10 protein-coding genes and 1 pseudogene are annotated in these 18,107 nt (G+C 74.5%); 5 read left to right on the forward strand and 6 right to left on the reverse strand.

All coding sequences use genetic code 11. From position 1 onward, the window contains the following. Nucleotides 1-197 precede the first annotated feature (197 nt). The gene (locus tag ACWD4P_RS05830) at nucleotides 198-980 is read right to left on the reverse strand and encodes an ABC transporter ATP-binding protein (RefSeq protein ID WP_449778682.1); all 783 of its coding nucleotides are present in this window, start codon (nucleotides 978-980) and stop codon (nucleotides 198-200) included. A 28-nt stretch (nucleotides 981-1,008) separates the two neighbouring features. Further along, nucleotides 1,009-2,028 (reverse strand): ABC transporter substrate-binding protein, encoded by a 1,020-nt coding sequence (locus tag ACWD4P_RS05835; RefSeq protein WP_449778683.1) that lies wholly within the window; start codon nucleotides 2,026-2,028, stop codon nucleotides 1,009-1,011. 107 nt (nucleotides 2,029-2,135) lie between these two features. Here ACWD4P_RS05835 and fhuB point away from each other — a divergent pair, with 107 nt between their 5' ends. The 5 genes and pseudogenes from fhuB to ACWD4P_RS05860 all read left to right on the forward strand — a co-directional run bounded on the left by fhuB (nucleotide 2,136) and on the right by ACWD4P_RS05860 (nucleotide 8,247). After that, a complete protein-coding gene (gene fhuB, locus ACWD4P_RS05840) occupies nucleotides 2,136-4,316 on the forward strand; it encodes a Fe(3+)-hydroxamate ABC transporter permease FhuB (protein ID WP_449778684.1) in 2,181 nt (726 codons plus the stop codon). A 10-nt stretch (nucleotides 4,317-4,326) separates the two neighbouring features. After that, nucleotides 4,327-5,448 (forward strand): annotated as a pseudogene (gene fes, locus ACWD4P_RS05845) (enterochelin esterase); the annotation flags it as partial. Nucleotides 5,449-5,721: 273 nt separating this feature from the next. Continuing rightward, on the forward strand, nucleotides 5,722-7,083 hold the full coding sequence (locus ACWD4P_RS05850; protein WP_449778685.1) for an RICIN domain-containing protein: 1,362 nt from the start codon (nucleotides 5,722-5,724) through the stop codon (nucleotides 7,081-7,083). Between the two features lie 145 nt (nucleotides 7,084-7,228). After that, entirely contained in the window at nucleotides 7,229-8,044 is an 816-nt protein-coding gene (locus ACWD4P_RS05855; RefSeq protein WP_449778686.1) for a helix-turn-helix domain-containing protein, read from the forward strand. Beyond that, entirely contained in the window at nucleotides 8,041-8,247 is a 207-nt protein-coding gene (locus tag ACWD4P_RS05860) for a DUF397 domain-containing protein (protein WP_449778687.1), read from the forward strand. Before ACWD4P_RS05855 ends, ACWD4P_RS05860 begins: the two co-directional genes overlap by 4 nt. Here the strand turns inward: ACWD4P_RS05860 and ACWD4P_RS05865 are convergent. The 4 genes from ACWD4P_RS05865 to ACWD4P_RS05880 all read right to left on the reverse strand — a co-directional run bounded on the left by ACWD4P_RS05865 (nucleotide 8,235) and on the right by ACWD4P_RS05880 (nucleotide 18,011). Continuing rightward, a complete protein-coding gene (locus ACWD4P_RS05865) occupies nucleotides 8,235-8,783 on the reverse strand; it encodes a Uma2 family endonuclease (RefSeq protein ID WP_449778688.1) in 549 nt (182 codons plus the stop codon). The genes ACWD4P_RS05860 and ACWD4P_RS05865 overlap by 13 nt on opposite strands. A 71-nt stretch (nucleotides 8,784-8,854) precedes the next feature. Next, nucleotides 8,855-10,249: a DHA2 family efflux MFS transporter permease subunit gene (locus ACWD4P_RS05870; protein ID WP_449778689.1), complete on the reverse strand. Its 1,395-nt coding sequence runs from the start codon at nucleotides 10,247-10,249 to the stop codon at nucleotides 8,855-8,857. After that, nucleotides 10,246-10,431, reverse strand: coding sequence for an MbtH family protein (locus tag ACWD4P_RS05875; protein WP_449778690.1), 186 nt, complete (start codon nucleotides 10,429-10,431; stop codon nucleotides 10,246-10,248). The genes ACWD4P_RS05870 and ACWD4P_RS05875 overlap by 4 nt, the downstream gene beginning before the upstream one ends. After that, complete coding sequence (locus tag ACWD4P_RS05880) at nucleotides 10,428-18,011, reverse strand: amino acid adenylation domain-containing protein (protein WP_449778691.1); 7,584 nt, start codon at nucleotides 18,009-18,011, stop codon at nucleotides 10,428-10,430. The genes ACWD4P_RS05875 and ACWD4P_RS05880 overlap by 4 nt, the downstream gene beginning before the upstream one ends. Nucleotides 18,012-18,107: the final 96 nt, after the last annotated feature.

Raw genomic sequence — 18,107 nt, forward strand, 5'->3', positions numbered from 1 at the left:
CTCCTCCCACCAGGGAAACACCTGTCGATCGCCTTGCTGACCAGCGATGCGAGGAACGTAGCGAGGGGCACTGACAACGCGACCGGCGGGGTGAACTCGGGCCGTGACATGGCGAATTCAAACCACTCGAACGGGTGATCGATGAGATGAGGAAAGGCGGGGCAGCCGCCCCGCCCGTCCCCCGACCCCTCGCCCGCTCAGTCCAGCGGCGCCCGGGGCACGATCACCGGCGCGCCGTCGCCCGGCGCCGCGAGCACATGGCTGTCGATGTCGTACAGCGCCCGCACCAGCGGCGCGTCCACCACCTCGCGCGGCGGCCCGCAGGCCACCACCGCGCCGTCCCGCAGCGCGACCAGCAGGTCCGCGTAGCGGGCGGCCGCCGCGAGGTCGTGCAGCACCATGACCACCGTCCGCCCGCCCGCCGCGACCCGGCGGACCAGCTCCAGCACCTCCACCACGTGCCCGAGGTCGAGCGCACTGGTCGGCTCGTCGAGCAGGACCACCGGGGTGTCCTGGGCCAGCACCATGGCGAGCCAGCAGCGCTGCCGCTGGCCGCCGGAGAGCCGGTCCAGCCGGCGGTCGGCGAGCTCCTCCACCCCGGTGGCGCGCAGCGCCTCGGCGGTCAGCCGCTCGTCCTCGGCCGACCACTGGCGGAACAGCCCCTGGTGCGGGTGGCGGCCGTAGCGGACGAGCCCGGTGACGGTCACCGCCTCCGGGGCCTGCGGGCTCTGCGGCAGCAGGGCGATCCGGTGGGCGGCCTGGCGCGGGCGCAGCCGCCACACGTCCTCGCCGCCGACCAGGACCCGCCCGCCGTCCGGCCGGTGCAGCCTCGCGACGGACCGCAGCAGGGTGGACTTCCCGCAGCCGTTCGGGCCGACCACCGCCACCACCTGCCCGGCCGGGACGGTGAGGTCGACGCCGCCGAGCACCGGGCGCCCCGGCCCGTAGCCGGCGCTGAGACCCTCGATCGTCAACTCCATGGCTGTCTCCCCCTCGACCGGCGCGCGCTCAGCTGCCGCCCAGCGCCTTGGAGAAGTCGCCGATGACGACGTCGGCGGCGAGCGGGCCGCCCCGGGTGGACCAGACCGAACCGTCCACGGTGACGGTGTGGTTGTTCTTCACGGCGCCCAGCTCCTGGTAGGCGGGCTTGGACTGGACGTCCTTGAGCGCGGCCTTGCCGTCGTCGGTCAGGGTGGACAGGAACAGCCAGTCCCCGTCGATCTCGTTGAGCTTCTCCAGGCTGAGGGCCGGGCTGTGCGCGTTGCCGTCCTTGTCCTGCGCGGCCGGGCGGGTCAGGCCCATGTCCAGGGCGACGCCGCCGGCGAACTGCTTCTTCTCCATCCAGCTCGGGCCGGCCGGGTTCCAGCGCACGATGGAGACGGCGGCGCCCTTGTTCTTGGTGAGCTCGCCGCCCGCCTTGGCGGCCTTGGCCTCGTAGTCGCCGATCACCTTGTTGGCCTGGTCCAGCTTGTTGACGGCGTTGCCGATGCCCCGGAAGGCGAGCTTCCAGTCGTCGGTCGGCGCCATGGTGACCAGCGTGGCGGGGGTGATCTCGCGCAGCTGCTTGAGCACCTGCTCGTCCTGCATGTCGCCGGCCAGGATCAGGTCGGGCTTGGCGGCGATCACCTTGTCCATCACGGGCTGGAGCAGGTTGCCGACCACCGGCACGCCCTGCACCTTGTCCTTGAGGTAGGCGGGCGGCTCGGCCAGCCCCTGGCCGTTGGTGATGCCGACCGGCTTGACGCCGAGGGCGAGCACCGCGTCCAGGTCCTCCTGGGTGAGGGTGACGATCCGCTTGGGCTCGGCGGGGACCTCGACGGCCTTGCCGGTGGCGTCCTTGACGGTCCGCTTGTCGCCGCTGCTGCCCTTGCCGGCGTCCGCCGCCGGGGAGGCGGCCGCGGACGAGCCGGAGGACGAGGAGCCGGAGGAGCCGCAGCCGGTGAGCAGGAGCGCGGCCGCCCCGGTGACGGCCAGCGCCTGGGCCGCACGGCGGCGGACGGGGCTGAGCGGGCGACGGGCGAACGGCATGGGTGCCTCCGGGCAATGGTGGTACTGGAGTTGAGCGGCGTCCGGACAACTCGGCGGGACGGGGGTGCCCCGCGGGACGGCCTCGGCCATTAGGTTAGCCTTACCTTATGACATTGTCGCAAGCCGGCGTCCCCACGGCGCCCCCCGCCACCGCGCCGGACACGCCGCCACCGGGCCGGCGCGGCCGCCCGCCCGAGGGGGCCCGCCCGACCTGGCCTGCCGTCACCGCCGTCGTGGTGCTCCTGCTCGCCCTCGCCGCCCTCTCGCTGTCCGTCGGCGCCGGAGAGGTCGGCCCCGGACAGGTGCTGGACTACCTGCTCGACCGCCACGGCGCCCGCGCCGACAGCCGGCTCGCACTGGTCGTCGGCGACCTGCGACTTCCCCGCACCCTCACCGCCCTGCTGGTCGGCGCCGCGCTCGGCGTCGCCGGGGCGCAGCTGCAGTCCGTCACCCGCAACCCGCTCGCCGAGACCGGCCTGCTCGGCGTCAACGCCGGCGCCTCGCTCGGCGTCGTGGTCGGCATCGCCGTGCTCGGCGTACAGACCTCCTTCGGCTACCTCGCCTTCGCCTTCGGCGGCGCGGTGCTCGCCAGCACCGTGGTGCTGCTGGTCGCGAGCACCCGGGGCGGCGGCTCGCCGATGCGCCTGGTGCTCGCCGGCTCCGCGGTCGCGGCGATCTTCCGCGGCCTCACCGACGTCCTCATCGTCAACTCCCCCGAGGCGTACGAGCGGTACCGGGTCTGGGTGCTCGGCTCGCTGGCCGGGGTGGAGGGCTGGACGACACTGCGTCAGCTCGCCCCCGTGCTCGGCGCCGGGTTCCTGCTCGCCGCCCTCACCACCCGGCCGCTGACCGCGCTCGCCCTCGGCGACGACCTCGCCCGCGGCCTCGGCCACCGGCCCGGCGCCATCCGGTCCGCCGTCGCCGTCGCCGTCACCCTGCTGACCGCCTCGGCGGTCGCCCTCGCCGGGCCGGTCGCCTTCCTCGGGCTGCTCTCCGGCTTCCTCGCCCGCACCGTCGCCGGCCCCCGGGTCGGCCGGCTCACCGTGCTCGCCGCACTGTTCGGCGCCGCCGTACTGACCGCCTCGGACGTGCTCGCCCGCGTGGTGGCCCGCCCCTTCGAGGCACCGGTGTCGGTGATCGTCGCACTGATCGGGGCCCCCGCCCTGATCGCGATCGTCCGCTCCCGGCGCTCCGCCGCCCTGGCCATGGGCGATCCGACCGAGTCCGCGCCGGCCGGCCGGCGCCGCGGCGAACCGGCCCCGCCCAGGCCTGACGTGAAGCTGCGCTACGGCGCCTGGTCCCTGCTGCTGCCGCACCGCGCCCTGCTCGCCTCGCTCGGCCTGGCCGCCGCCCTGCTGGCCGCCGTCGTGGTCTCGGCGCACGCCGGCCAGAGCGAACTCGACCTCACCCGGACCTTCCAGGCGGTGTTCGGCTACGGCGACCGGCTGGACGTACTGCTGGTGCAGAAGTTCCGCCTCGGCCGGATCGTCGCCGGGCTGGCCGCCGGGGCCGCCCTCGGCCTGGCCGGCTGCCTCACCCAGACCCTCGCCCGCAACCGCCTGGCCACCCCCGAACTCCTCGGCGTCAACGACGGCGCGACGGCCGCCGTCCTGATCTCCGCCAGCGCCGCGGGCACCTTCGGCGCCTGGTGGGCCGGACCGCTCGGCGCGCTGGTCGCCGTCCTGGTCGTCACCCTGGCCTCCGGCGGGCTCGGCGCGCGCGGCTACCGGGTGCTGGTGGTCGGGCTCGCCATGTCGGCGCTCGCCTCCGCCGTCATCCAGGTCGCGATGGCCCGGCGCTCGCTCAACTCGGCCGGCTCGCTGTACATCTGGACCAACGGCAGCCTCAACGGACGGGACCTCGCCGTCGCCACGCCCGTCCTGATCGGACTGGCGGTGCTGGTGCCGCTCGCGCTGGTGGTGGCCCGACGGCTGGCGGTGCTGCGCTTCGACGACAACGTCGCCTCCGCGCTCGGCGTCGACCCGGGCCGGGTCCGGCTCGCCTGCCTGCTGCTGGCCGTCGCCCTGGCCGGACTGGCCGTAGGCGTCTGCGGGCCGGTCGGGTTCGTGGCGCTGGCCGCCCCCGTGATCGCCGGGCGGCTGGCCGGACCCGCCCGGGTGCCGGTGCTCGGCTCGGCACTGACCGGCGCCCTGCTCGTCGTGCTCGCCGACACGCTGGGACGGGTGCTGTTCGCCGGGGTGGAGATCCCCGTCGGCATCGTCACCACCGTCCTCGGCGGCCCGTTCCTGCTCTGGGTGCTGCTCGGCCGCAAGGGCAGCCCCGCTTAGGCCTTTTGGAGTCACTGCTGTGGAAACCCCGCTCGTCGCCCTCGACCCCGACGACCCCGCCTACCGCCTCGTCACCCTCACCCACCGGGACGCCGACTGCGACGGCGTGCTCGCACTGCTGCACACCGTCACCGACAAGGACCGCCATGCCGGGGACCTGACACCCCACCTGATGTCCCGCCGGGAGGACGGGACATGGGCGATCACCTACCGGCTGCGCGCCGACCACCGCACCTCCTACCAGCTGTACCCGTTCCGCGGCGAGGCCCCCGGCACGACCCGCCCCGACTGGCTGCGCGTCCTCGACCGCGCCCTCCCCGACCCGCACGACACCGAGCCCCGGCTGCCCTCCCGCGGCGGCCGCCACCCCTCCTCGGTGCTCAGCCTGCCCGGCGCGCCCGCACAGCCGTACGTGGCGCGGCGCGAGGCCGTGCCGCGCGGGCGCACGCTCGCCCGCACCGTGGCCGGGCGACGGGTCGATGTCCACCTCCCGGCGGGGCACGATCCCGGCCGGGGCCCGTACCCGGTCGCGGTGCTGCTGGACGGCGAGATGTGGGGCGAGGTGCTGTCCGTCGGCGACACCCTCGACAACCTCACGGCCGACGGCGCGATCCCGCCCACCGTCGCCCTGCTGGTGCACACCCTGGGGCCGGAGCGACCGGACGACCTCAGCTGCAACCCGGCCTTCGTCGACCTCCTCGCCGACCGCCTCCTCCCCTGGGCCGCGGCGGAGTTCGGCGCGAGCACCGACCCGGCCGCCACCGTGATCGCGGGCCAGAGCGCGGGCGGCCTCACCGCCGCCTACGCCGCCTACCGCCGCCCGGAGCGCTTCGGCAACGCGCTCTCCCAGTCCGGCTCCTTCTGGTGGCCCGACGAGACCGAGTTCGACGAGGGCAGCGAATGGCTCACCCGCCGCTTCGCCGCCGAGGAACGGCGCCCGGCCCGCTTCTGGATCGAGGTCGGCCTCCAGGAGTGGATGCTTCTCAGCCAGAACCGCCACCTGCGCGACGTGCTGACCGCACGCGGCTACGACCTCTCCTACCGCGAGTTCAACGGCGGCCACGACTACGCCTGTTGGCGCGGCGGGCTGGCGGACGGGCTGGCGGAGCTGCTCCGGCGGCCGGCCGGCTGAAGCGCCCGCCACCTGCGGCGATGCCCCGCGCCCGCGGACGGTCGAATTCGCGACACCCGGCGCCGGACGCCCGATAGGCCGCGACTGTCAATCCTTGCCGTGTACGGACGAACTGTGAAATCCATGGACCCGCCACGGACGACGGACACGAACCGACTCGGCGTGCCCGTGGTCCGTGGCGGTGGCGCTCTCCCCGGCGCGCGACAGTACGAACCGTTTCCGTCCACCCTGAAAGGGAATGACATGGCGTCGATACGCGCACGGTCCCGCCTGATGCGTGCACTGACCGGGGCGGTGCTCGGAGCCGGCCTGGTGGCCGCCGCCCTCCAGAGCCCCGCCGTCGCCGACGGCAGTGGGTCCCCCGCCGCCGGCCGCCCCGTCGAGCAGACGATCGTGGACGACCACCTGCCCACCGCCGCACCCGCGCAGCCGTCCCTCGCCGCCGCTCCGGCAGCCGCCGCCATCGCCTGCGACGGCAACGGGGTCAACGGAAAGCGGGTCCAGCTCCTCTACGTCCGCGGCGACGCCACCGCCGACCGCTTCGACCAACTGGTGCCCGAGTTCCGCACCCGCGTCGACCACCTCAACGCCCGCTACGCGCGCACCTCGGACGCCCTCGGCGGCCACCGCGCGATCCGGTTCGTCCAGAACCCGTCCACCTGCGAGCCGGTCGTCGAGCGGGTCGTCATCCCGCAGAGCGCGGTCAACGGCGGCGAGGGCGCGGTCCACGACGAGCTGGCCCGCCGCGGCTACAACAACAACGACCGCAAGTACCTGACCTGGGTGGAGTCCACCACCTGCGGCCTCGCCTGGGGCGGTGGCGGCGGGGACGACCGGCCCGGCCAGGACAACCCCGCCACCGGCACCGGCATCGTCCTCGTCGGCATCAACGGCTGCTGGGACAACCGCGACGTCGACGTGCACGAGCTCACCCACACCCTCGGCGCCGTCAAGCCGTCGGCCAAGTACTCGACCAGCAAGGGTCACTGCTACGTCAACGGCGACCTGCTCTGCTACGACGACGGCGGCATCCCCAACCCGCCCGGCACCATGATCGACGCCGAACCGGACTGCCACCCCGGCGCCGGCTGGATCGACTGCACCCACGACATGTACTTCAACCCCAACCCGGCGCCCGGCAGTTACCTCGCCTCCCACTGGAACGTCGCGAACAGCCCGTACCTGATCGCGGGGCCCGCCCCGACGCTGCCGACCACCAACGTCACCATCGTCAACGCCCGCACCGGTTTCGCCGCCGACGTCGACCACTCGCGGACCACCGACGGCACCCGGGTGATGTCCTGGGCCTACTCGACGGGCGACCGCGCCGAACGCTGGAACCTGGAGCACCTGTCCGACGGCCGCTACCGGATCACCCCGGTCCTGAACACCGGCTCGTCGCTCGACGCCAACAACGACCGCTCCCGGACCGTCGACGGCACCAGCTACTTCGCCCAACTGTGGGGATACGCCGGCACCGACAACCAGAAGTGGACCCTGCGGTCCGTCGGCAGCGGAAAGTACGAGATCGTCGGCGCCGACGGCGGCTGCCTCACCAGCAGCACCCAGGGCGTCGTCCTCGGCGTCTGGCAGTGCACCGGCGACGACAACCAGCGCTGGCGCGTCTCCGCCTGATCCGCCACGCGTGACACCTGACCGCCGGCCCGGCCCCCGCCGGGCCGGCGGTCACCCGGGGGGATGGTTTCGGACTGATTCGCATACCCCCAGGCCATCGGGCGTCTAGCGTCGAACTTCGCATCGATCGGCCTGGAGGTACCCCTTGAACGCGTCCTCGCCCGCCACGCCGCCGCCCATGTCGTGGCGGTACTGCGGCAACCAGATCAAGCTGTGGCGGACCCGTGCGGGCGTCAGCAGGGAGGCCCTGGCGCAGGAGGCCGGGTACAGCATCGAGAGCCTGCGGTCGATGGAGGCGGGGCGACGCAAGCCGTCCGTGCACATGTTGCAGGTGGCGGACGACATGTGCGGCGCGAAGGGGATCCTGCTGGCGGGAGCACAGTTTCTGCTACCCGAGAAGTATCCGTACTTCGCCGAGGAGTACATGCGTTACGAGGCCGAGGCCACCGTCATCCATTGGTTCGAAATGCTGCTCGTTCCAGGTCTCCTCCAGACCGAAGAGACCGCGCGGACACTCCTCAACGCACATTGGCCGCCGCTCGATGACGACACCATCGAGGAGCGTGTTACGGCGCGGCTCTCGCGCCAAACCGTTCTGACGACCCAGACGAAGTCGTTCAACTTCCTGATCGGTGAGGCGCCGCTACGGAACCCCCTCAGCACCGGAGAAGCTCACAAACACCAGCTCCTCCACCTGCTGACCGTTGGCAAAGCACGCCACATCGTCATTCAGGTCGTACCCGATGCGGGAGCGCACCCGGGATTGAACGGCCCCTTCATCCTTCTCGACAACCAAGAGCACCAGCGAGTGGCGTACGAGGAAGGGCAGGCGATGGGCCTGCTCCACTCAGAACCCGGGAAGGTCAGCCTTCTGAGCCAACGCCATGCAATGATCCTTCAACGAGCCCTCAACCCCGAGGCCTCGGTGGAATTCATCGCCAAGTTGGCGGAGGAGCTATGAGCACCGAACTGGTCTGGTTTAAATCCAGCCACAGCGGGACCGAAGGCGGCGCCTGTGTCGAGATCGCCCTCACACCAGGCACCGTCCACGTCCGCGACTCCAAGGACAAGGCCGGCCCACAGCTCGCCTTCACCGCCGAGGCCTGGGCCGACTTCATCGGCTTCTCCCGCGACAACGGCCCCGACGCGGGTCAGTTCCGGTAAGGGACCAGCCGGGCCAGGTCCAGCTCGAAGTCGAACGGCGCGGGGATCCGGATCTTCTCGCCGAACTCCCGCTCCGTCCGGGTGTGGTAGCGGTCGCGGTTGGGCTCGGAGAACAGCGTCACCGTCTTCTGGCGCGGGTCCACGATCAGGTAGAGCGGGAAGCCCATCCGCGGGTAGTCGCGGACCTTCCCGCTCCAGTCGTTGTCGGGGTTGGACGGCGAGACGATCTCGACCGCGATCAGCGCCAGTTCGGCGGGGATCTCCCGGCCCAGCTCGATGACGTCCTCGGGCAGGTACGTGAGGTCGGGGTTGCGGACGGATCCGACCTCGGGCGAGGAGAGGTCGCTGTTCCCGGTCGGGAAGTACCCGGCCGGGCAGTGCGCCTCGAACTGGCGTTGGACGATCGCCAGATTGAGCTGATGGATCGACAACGGTGGCGTCTGCACCACGATGACCTCGCCGGACAGCTCGACCTTGTAGCCGTCCGGCAGGCTGCGGCGGGCCTCTTCGAGCAGACGATACTGCTCAGGGTTCATGCGCTCTCCTCCGGTGCTCCGACCACCGTACGACAGTCGGAGCACCGGAGGCGCCACGGTCCGCTCCGCCGTCAGTCCTCCGGCGGAGGGCCCGGGGCCTCGGCGGGGAGGCGGCGGGCCAGGAGGGCGCCGGCGGCGACCAGGGCGGCGGTGAGCAGGAGGGCGAGGCGGTAGGGCCCGGCGGCGGTGCCGTCGCCGAGTGCGCCGATCAGCGCGGCGGTGGCCGCGATGCCGAGGGCGCCGCCGAGGGTGCGCAGGATGGTGAACAGGCCCATCGCGCGGCCCATGGCGGGGCCGGGGACGTCGGCGAAGCCGGCGATCTGGACGGTGAGCACGGCGGTGCCCAGGATCAGGCCGACGCCGAACATCAACGCCCTTACCGCCCAGGGGTTCTCAGCGAAGCCGAGCGCGGCGAGGACAAGCGCCGCGAGCAGCAGCCCGGGCAGCGCGAGGCGGCGCGGACCGAGGCGGGGCAGCAGGCGGTCCACCACCTGTGAGGCGGCCATCAGCCCGATCGCCTCCGGGAAGACGCTCAGCCCGGCGTCCAGGGCCGAGGCTCCGCGTGCCGCCTGATAGAGCAACGGCAGCACGAACAGCGCGCCCATCAGTCCGGCCGAGGTCAGCAGGGCCAGCCAGCTCGCCGCGCCGAAGGTCCGGTCGGCGAGCAGCCGCAGGTCCACCAGCGGCTCGGCGGCACGCAGTTGGTGCCGTACGGCCGCGGCCAGGAGGGCCAGGCCGAGCAGCCCGCCGAGGGCCACGCCCGGGGAGGTCCAGCCGTGCGCCGGACCGAAGCCCAGGGCGTAGGTCAGCAGGCCGAGGCCGGGGGTGGCGAGCAGGAACCCGGTGGTGTCGAAGCGCCCGGCCGGGGGCTCCTGTTCACCGCGAAGGCCGACCAGCCCGATGAGAACCGCGGCCGCCCCGATCGGCACGTTGACCAGGAACAGCCAGTGCCAGGACAGGTGTTCGGTGAGGAAGCCGCCGAGCGGCGGCCCGAGGGCGGGCATCAGCGCGGTCGGGACGATCAGGATGCGGCCCAGGCCGGCTCGCTCGTGCGGGGCGAAGGCCCGGAACAGCAGGGTCATCCCGACCGGGGTGAGCAGCCCGCCGGCCACGCCCTGGACGGCCCGGGCGGCCGACAGCGTGCCCAGGCCGGGCGCCGCCGCACAGAGCGCGGAGGCGAGGGTGAAGACGGCGAGGGCCCCGAGGAAGATCCGCTTGACGCCGTAGCGGTCGCCGAGCCAGCCGGCCACCGGCAGACCAAGGGCGAGGCCGACCAGGAACGCGGTCTCCACCGCGTTGGCCGCCGAGACGGGCCGGCCGAAGTCCTCGGCGATGCTGAACAGCGCCGGGTTGACGATGGTCGAGTCCAGGCCGTTCATGCACATCGCGGCGGTGTAGACGACCACCACCGCGGCGCGCCCCGCGAGCAGGGGGCGCGCCGGGGCCTCCACCGGTGGAGGCGTCACAGGGTGGTCCAGTGGGTGCTGATCCACTCCAGGGCGGCGGCTCGCTCGCACGGGCCGTGGGCGACGCTCCAGCCGGCCGGGACGGCGGCGAAGGCGGGCCACAGGGAGTGCTGCCCCTCGGGGTTGACGAGCGCGAGGAACTCGCCGTCGGCGTCGAAGGGGTTGGCGGGGGCGTCGCTCATCGGTGGTCTTCTCCATCGTGGGTCGTGCGCGGGTCGGCGGCGGAATGTTCGGCGGCGGAATGTTCGGCGGTGGGGTGGTCGACGGGATGTTCGGCGAGGTGGTCGGCGATCACGCTCGCGATGTGCGCGATCGGGGCGGGCAGGGTCATGTCCTTGTGGGAGCAGGCCACGTCGGTGTTGGCGATCCGGCCGGAGACGTATGGCTCCCAGAGCTCGGGCACCAGGGTGTCGTCGATGGTGTCGACGGTGGCGCGGAAGAACAGCACGTCGCCCTCGAAGCGGCGGTGGTCGTAGCCGCGCACCAGGTGGTTGGTGTTGAGGTAGATCTCGTTCAGCGCGGCCACCGTGGCCTCGTCCAGACCGGCGAGCGGGCTGCCCTCGCGGCGCAACACCTCGGTGACGGCGCCGAGTTCGAGCGGCCGGCCGGCCAGGTCCTCGGGCCCGAAGCCGCCCATGGTGAGCAGTGCCTCCAGCGCCTCGGCCTGGTCGGGCACGGGCAGCTCGCGGAAGCCCTCGGCCGGGTAGGCGTCCAGGATCGCGAGCAACTCGACCTCGTGGCCCAGCTCCTGGAGCCGGACGGCCACCGCGTGCGCGATGATCCCGCCGGTGGACCAGCCGAGCAGCCGGTACGGCCCCGCGGGCTGGACCTCGCGCAACCGGTCGGCGTAGTGCGCGGCCAGCTCCTCCAGCGTCGCGGGCAGCGGGAGTCCGGCCGTCGCGGCGCCGACGCCCTGCGCCTGGAGGCCGTAGATCGGCACCTCGCCCGGCAGGTTGCGGATCAGCCCGGTGTAGCACCAGCTGAGGCCACCGGCCGGGTGGACGGCGAACAGCGGCCGCCGCCGGCCGGGGGCGACGGGCCGCAGCGGGAGCAGCACGTCCAGGGCGTCGGTGTCCGGCGCGCCCGCCGTGAGGGCGGCCTCCAGGGCGGCCACGGTGGACGCCTGGAACAGCGCGCCGATGCCGACCTCCAGTCCGAGCACCTCGCGGATCCGCCCGGCGAGCCGCACGACCAGCAGGGAGTGCCCGCCGAGCGCGAAGAAGTCGTCCTCGACGCCGACCGCGGCCACGCCCAGCACCTCGGCGAACAGTTCGCACAGCTGCTGCTCGCGCGGGGTGCGCGGCGGGCGGCCGGCTCCCGCCGCCGGCGCCTCGGGGGCGGGCAGGGCGCGGCGGTCGAGCTTGCCGTTGGCGGTCAGCGGGAGGCGGTCGAGCAGGACGACGGCGGAGGGCACCATGTGGGCGGGCAGTTCGACGGCCGCGTGGGCGCGCAGTTCCTCCGGCGAGGTGCCGGCGGCCACCGCGTAGCCGACCAGCCGCTTGTCCCCCGCCACGTCCTCGCGGACCACCACCGCGGCGTCGGCGACGGCCGGGTGGGCGGCCAGCACCGCCTCGATCTCGCCGAGTTCGATCCGGAACCCGCGCAGCTTGACCTGCTGGTCGGCCCGGCCGAAGTACTCCAGCACACCGTCGGCGCGGCGGCGGGCGAGGTCCCCGGAGCGGTACATCCGGGTGCCGCGCTCGCCGAACAGCTCGGCGTACGGGTCGGCGACGAAACGGGTGGCGGTCAGTTCGGGACGGCCGAGATAGCCGCGGGCCAGTCCCGCCCCGGCCACGTACATCTCGCCGGTGACGCCGGGCGGCACGGGCTGGAGGTGCTGGTCGAGGACGTAGACCCGCAGGTCCGGGATGTTGACGCCGATGGTGCTGCTGCTCCCGGCGGCGGCGGTCGCCCGGTCGAGGGCGATGTACGAGACGTGCACGGTGGTCTCGGTGATGCCGTACATGTTGACCAGGGTGGGCGCGTCCTCGGCGTGCCGGTCGTACCAGTCGTCCAGCCGGGCCAGTTCGAGCGCCTCGCCGCCGAACACCACGTAGCGCAGGGCGAGTTCGCTGCCGGGGCGGTCCCGGTCGGCGGCGCTGAGCTGGTAGAAGGCGGACGGCGTCTGGTTGAGCACGGTGACCCGCTCGCGGGCGAGCAGCTCCAGGAAGGCCGCCGGGTCCCGGCTGACCAGGTGCGGGACGACGACCAGCCGCCCGCCGTGCAGCAGCGCGCCCCACAGCTCCCAGACGGAGAAGTCGAAGGCGTAGGAGTGGAACAGCGTCCACACGTCCTCGGCACCGAAGCCGAACCAGTGGTCGGTGGCACCGAACAGCCGGACGACGTTGCGGTGGGTGACCGGCACGCCCTTGGGGCGGCCCGTCGAGCCGGAGGTGTAGATGACGTAGGCGGTGTCCTCGGCGCGCAGCGGGCGGGTGCGCTCGTGCTGCGCCAGCGGGGTGGCCGGGAAGGCGGCGGACTCGGGCCCGTCGACCAGGAGTTGCCGCACCTCGTGGGCGGGCAGTCGGGGTGCGGTGTCCCGGTCGGTGAGCAGGGCGGCCGGGGCGGCGTCGGCCAGCATGTAGGCGAGCCGGTCGGCGGGGTAGTCGGGGTCGAGCGGCAGGTACGCGGCGCCGGACTTGGCCACCGCCAGCAGGGCGACGACGAGTTCGAGCGAGCGCGGCAGGGCGAGCGCGACGATGGTGCCGGGGCCGATGCCCTCGGCGGCCAGCAGCCGGGCCAACCGGTCGGAACGGGAGGCGAGTTCGGCGTAGTCGAGCTGCTGCTCCCGGAAACTGACCGCGACGGAGCCGGGGTTGGCGGCGGCCGCCGCCTCGAACAGCTCGGGGAGGGTCGCGTTCGGGTTCTCCGGGGCGACGGGGGTTCCGGCGTCGGCCGGGGTTCGGGGCTCGGCCGGGGTTCGGGGCTCGGCCGGGGTTCGGGGCTCGGCCGGGGCGCCGCCGTTCCACGCGACCAGGGCGCGCAGCCGCTCCTCCTCGCCGATCAGCGGAAGCCGGCCGATCGCGGTGTCGGGGGCGCTCGCGGCGGCGGTGAGCAGCCTGGTCAGGCGCTCCCCCAGGGCGGCCGCGGTGGCGGCGTCGAAGAGGTCGGTGCGGTACTCCAGGAAGCCGCCGATGCCGCCGCCGGGCAGTTCACCGGCGTTGAGGGTGAGGTCGAACTTGGCGGTCCCGCTGGGGATCGCGGCGATGTCGGCGGTGAGGCCGCCGCCCAGGGCGATCCGCTCGTCCGGGCGGCTCTGCCAGGCGAGCATCACCTGGAACAGCGGGTGGCGGGCGAGCGAGCGGGCCGGGTTGAGTTCCTCGACCAGGCGGTCGAAGGGCAGCTCGGCGTGCTCGTGCGCGGCGAGCACGGTGGCCCGGACGCGGGCCAGCAGTTCGCGGAAGCTCGGATCTCCGGACGTGTCGGTGCGCAGCACCACCGAGTTGACGAAGTAGCCGACCAGTGCGGCGCTCTCCTCGTCCTCGCGGCCGGCCACCGGGGTGCCGACCGGGATGTCGGTGCCGGCGCCGTGCCGGGTGAGCAGGGCGGCGAGCCCGGCCTGGACGGCCATGAAGACGGTGCTGTCGGCGGCCCGGGCGAGCCCGGCCAGGGCGGCGTGCGCCTCGGGGCCGAGCGCGAAGGGCACGGTGGCGCCCTGGTGGCCCGCGACGGCCGGGCGCGGACGGTCCAGCGGCAGTTCCAGCTGGTCGGGCAGTCCGGCGAGCGCGGTGCGCCAGTGCTCCGCCTGCCGGACGGCCAGCGGGCTGGGCTCGTCGGCGGTTCCGATCCGCTCCCGCTGCCAGGCCGCGTGGTCGGCGAACTGGACGGCGAGTTCGGGGAGTTCGGGCGCGCGACCGGCGACCCTGGCGGTGTAGGCGGCGGCCAGGTCGCGCAGCAGCGGGGTGGTGGAGGCGCCGTCGCTCGCGATGTGGTGGAGCAGCAGGAGCAGGGTGTGCCGCTGCGCGCCGTCGGCGGACGCGGCGGACGCGGCGGACACGGCAGACCCGGCGGACGCATCGGCACCGGCGGCACCGACGGCTTCGACGGCACCGGCGAACAGGGTGGCGCGCAGCGGAGCTTCGGCGGCCAGGTCGAAGGCGTACCGGACGGAACCGGCCAAGTCGCCGCTCCCGTCGTGCAGTTCGATGCCCGAAGGGGCCAGGATGCGCTGGTACGGCGTGCCGTCCGGCTCCTCCCCGTAGACCGTGCGCAGGACTTCGTGCCGGGAGACGAGGTCGCCGAGGGCGAGGACGAGCGCGCCGCGGTCCAGCGGGCCGGTGAGGGTGAGCACCAGCGGGATGTTGTAGGTGGGGCTGGGGCCTTCGAGGCGGTGCAGGAACCAGAGGCCGCGCTGGGCGGGCGAGAGCGGCATCCGCTCCGTGCGCGGCACCGGCACCGGGGCGGAGCGTCGCTCGGTCTCCCCGCCGGCCCGGAGGTGGGCGGCGAGCCCGGCCGGGGTCGGCTGCCGGAACACGTCGGCGAAGCCGACCGGGGCGGCGAAGGTGTCGCGCAGCCTCGCGGCCAGGCGTCCGGCGAGCAGCGAGTGGCCGCCGAGGTCGAAGAAGGAGGCCTCCCGGCCGGGCGCCCGGGACAGGCCGAGGACCTCGGCGAACAGGCCGCAGACCAGTTCCTCCTCGGGCGTGGCGGGCGCCTCGCCCTCGGTGGTCGCGGCCGGCTCCGGCAGGGCGCGGTGGTCGAGCTTGTCGTGGGCGGTGCGCGGGAGTTCGTCCAGCAGCAGGACGGCCGCCGGGACCATGTGCGCGGGCAGCCGGGCGGCGAGCGCGGCGCGCAGCCCCTCCGGGTCGGGGGCGCTGCCGGCTTCCGGGACGGCGTAGCCGAGCAGGCGCTTGCCCTGCGGACCGGGCCGGGCGATCACCACGGCCTGTGCGACGCCTGGCAGTTCGGCGAGGACGGCGGCGATCTCGCCGGGTTCGATCCGGAATCCGCGGATCTTCACCTGGTCGTCGGCCCGGCCGAGGAACTCCAGGGTGCCGTCAGGACGGCGCCGGGCGAGGTCGCCGGTGCGGTACATCCGGCCGCCTGGCGGCCCGAAGGGGTCGGCGAGGAAGCGCTCGGCGGTGAGGTCGGGGCGGCCGAGGTAGCCGCGGGCCAGGCAGGCGCCGGCGACGTACAGTTCGCCGGTGACGCCGTCGGGCGCGGGGCGCAGCGAGCCGTCCAGGACGTAGGCGCGGGAGCCGCGCACCACCCGGCCGCGCGGGGCGCCGTCCGGGCCCGGGGTCCAGGCGTAGGCGTCCACGGTGGTCTCGGTCGGGCCGTAGAGGTCGACCGGGTGGAGGCCGGGGACGGCGGCCAGGCGCTGCCAGAGGGCGGGCGGGGTGGCCTCGCCGCCGACCACGAGGACGGACGGGCGGTGCCGGCCCTCGTCCAGGATGCCTTCGGCGAGCAGGACTTCGAGGTAGGAGGGGGTGAGGTCGAGGTAGTCGATGTGCTCGCGGTCGAGGTGGGCGGCGAGCGCGGCCGGGTCGCGGTAGGTGGCGTCGTCCAGCAGGTGGAGCTCGTGGCCGTGGACCATCCAGAGCACCGGGTCCCAGGAGGCGTCGAAGGCGAACGAGGCGCTGTGGGCGACGCGCAGCCGGTCCCGGCCGGTGCGGCGCACGGCGGGGGCGATGTGGTCCTCGCCCAGGCCGGCGTACAGGTTGGCCAGCGAGGCGTGGGTGACCACCACGCCCTTGGGGCGGCCGGTGGAGCCCGAGGTGTGCAGCACGTAGGCGGGCTGGTGCGGGGCGGGCGCGGGCGGAGCGCCGTCGGGCCCGCGTCCGCTCACGTCGCCGGGCCCGCGTCCGCTCACGTCGCCGGGCTCGCGTCCGGGCTCCTCGCCGGGCTCGCGTCCGGGCTCCTCGCCGGCCGCGTCCGGTCGGACGGTGGGCAGGCCGTCGGGCAGGTCGAGGCCGGCGATGGCCTCGGCGGTGCCGATCGCGCAGACCGGGCGGGCGTCGGCCAGCACGGCGGCGAGGCGCTGCGCGGGGTGGGCGAGGTCGAGGGAGACGCAGGCGCCGCCCGCCTTGAGGACGGCGAGCATCGCGACCAGGGTGTCGGTGCCGCGCGGCAGCGCGATCGCGACCGGTGCGCCGGCCCGGACGCCGAGGGCGGTCAGCCGGTGGGCGAGGCGGTCGGCGGCGGTGTCGAGCTGCCGGTAGGTCAGCGCGGCCCGGCCGGAGCGGACGGCCACCGCATCGGGGGTGCGGGCGGCCTGCTCGGCGAACAGCTCGGGCACGGTCCGTTCGACCGGGGGCTCGGTGCGGCCTTCGGTGGCGCGGCGCAGGCCGTCCCGGTCGAGCAGGTCGATCCGGGCGATCGGCGTCCGCGGGTCGGTGAGCAGGAGGTCGGCGAGGGCGTCGAGGTAGCGCAGCAGGCCGTCGCGGTGGGCGGCGAGGGCGGCGGCACCGTAGCGGGCCGGATCGGCGTCGATGACCAGGCGCAGCGCGCCGTCCGGGCCGGGCGAGACGTTCAGTGCGAGGTCGTCGACCGGGCCGGCGGCGAGGTTGCGGACGGTGCCGGGCAGCCCGGCCAGGTCGAGGTCGTTCTCGAAGGCCTTGATGTTGACCATCGGGCCGAACAGGGAGCGGCGGTCTCCGGTGCGGCCGAGGTCGCGGCGCAACTCCTCCAGCGGGTAGCGCTGGTGGCGGCGGACGGCGCGCAGCTCGCGGACCACGGCGCGCAGCAGGGCCTCGGCGCTGTGGGCGGGGCGGACGGCGAGGCGCAGCGGGAGCACGTTGGCGGCGGCGACGGGGGTGCGCAGGGCGGCCGGGCCGCGGCGGTTGGCGAGCGGCAGGCCGAGGACGACGTCCTGGGTGCCGGCGGTGCGGTGCAGGTAGCCGGCCGCGGCGGCGAGGAGCAGCTCGGCCCAGGTGGCCCGGACGGTGTCGGCGGCGCGCTCCAGGCGCTCACGGGTGCCGGCGGGCAGTTCGGCGGTGAGGCGGATCGGGGCGCCGGACGCGGCGCTCTCCTCGCCGTCGGCGGGCTCGGGGGTGCCCGGCAGGGTGGCCGGGGTGTCGGCGTCGGCCATCCGGGCGGCCCAGTGGGCGCGGTCGGCCTCGTACTGCGCGCTCGCCCGGTACTCGGCCTCCTCCGCGGCGGCCTCGGCGAGTCCGGCGAAGGGGTTCGGCGCGGGCTCGGCGCCGGCGACCGCGGCGGTGTGGAGGGCGGCGACCCGGTCGCCGAGGAGCGTCAACGCGTAGGCGTCGACGGCGAGGTGGTGGATGCGGCGGTACCAGAGCCGACGGTCCTCGGCGAGCCGGATGAGCGCGTGGGTGAACAGCGGGCCCTCGGCGAGGTCGGCCGGGCGGGCGAGGTCGGCACGCATCCAGGCCTCGGCCTCGGCCGCCGGGTCGTCGGCGGCGCGCAGGTCGAGGCGGTGCAGCGGCCAGCGGCGGCCGGGGCGCAGCCGCTGGCGGGGCGTGCCGTCCGGGCCGGTGACGACGACGGCGCTCAGCGCCTCCGCCTCCTCCACCGCCTGCCGCAGCGCCTTTTCGAACCGGTCCTCGTCGAGCGGACCGGTGATCTCGACGGCGTCGCCGGTGTTGTAGACCGGGCTCGCGGGGTCGAGGGCCTGGGCGTACCAGATGGCGGCCTGGGCGGCGAGCAGGGGGACGTCGGCGGCCTCGCCGTCGGCGGTCCGACCGTCACCGGCCGGGCTGTCGGCAACCGGCTTGTCACCGGCCGGGCTGTCACCGGCCGGACTGTCGGCGGCCGGGCTGTCGGCGATCTGGCTGTCGGCGATCTGGGTTTCGACGGCAGGCATGGGGTGGAGAGCTCCTCGGGGATCCGGAACGCCTTACTTAGGTTAGCCTAATCTAACCTCATATGATCTGGTCAACGGCCCCGCGAGGCCGGGCCC

The organism is Kitasatospora sp. NPDC002543, from assembly GCF_053594915.1.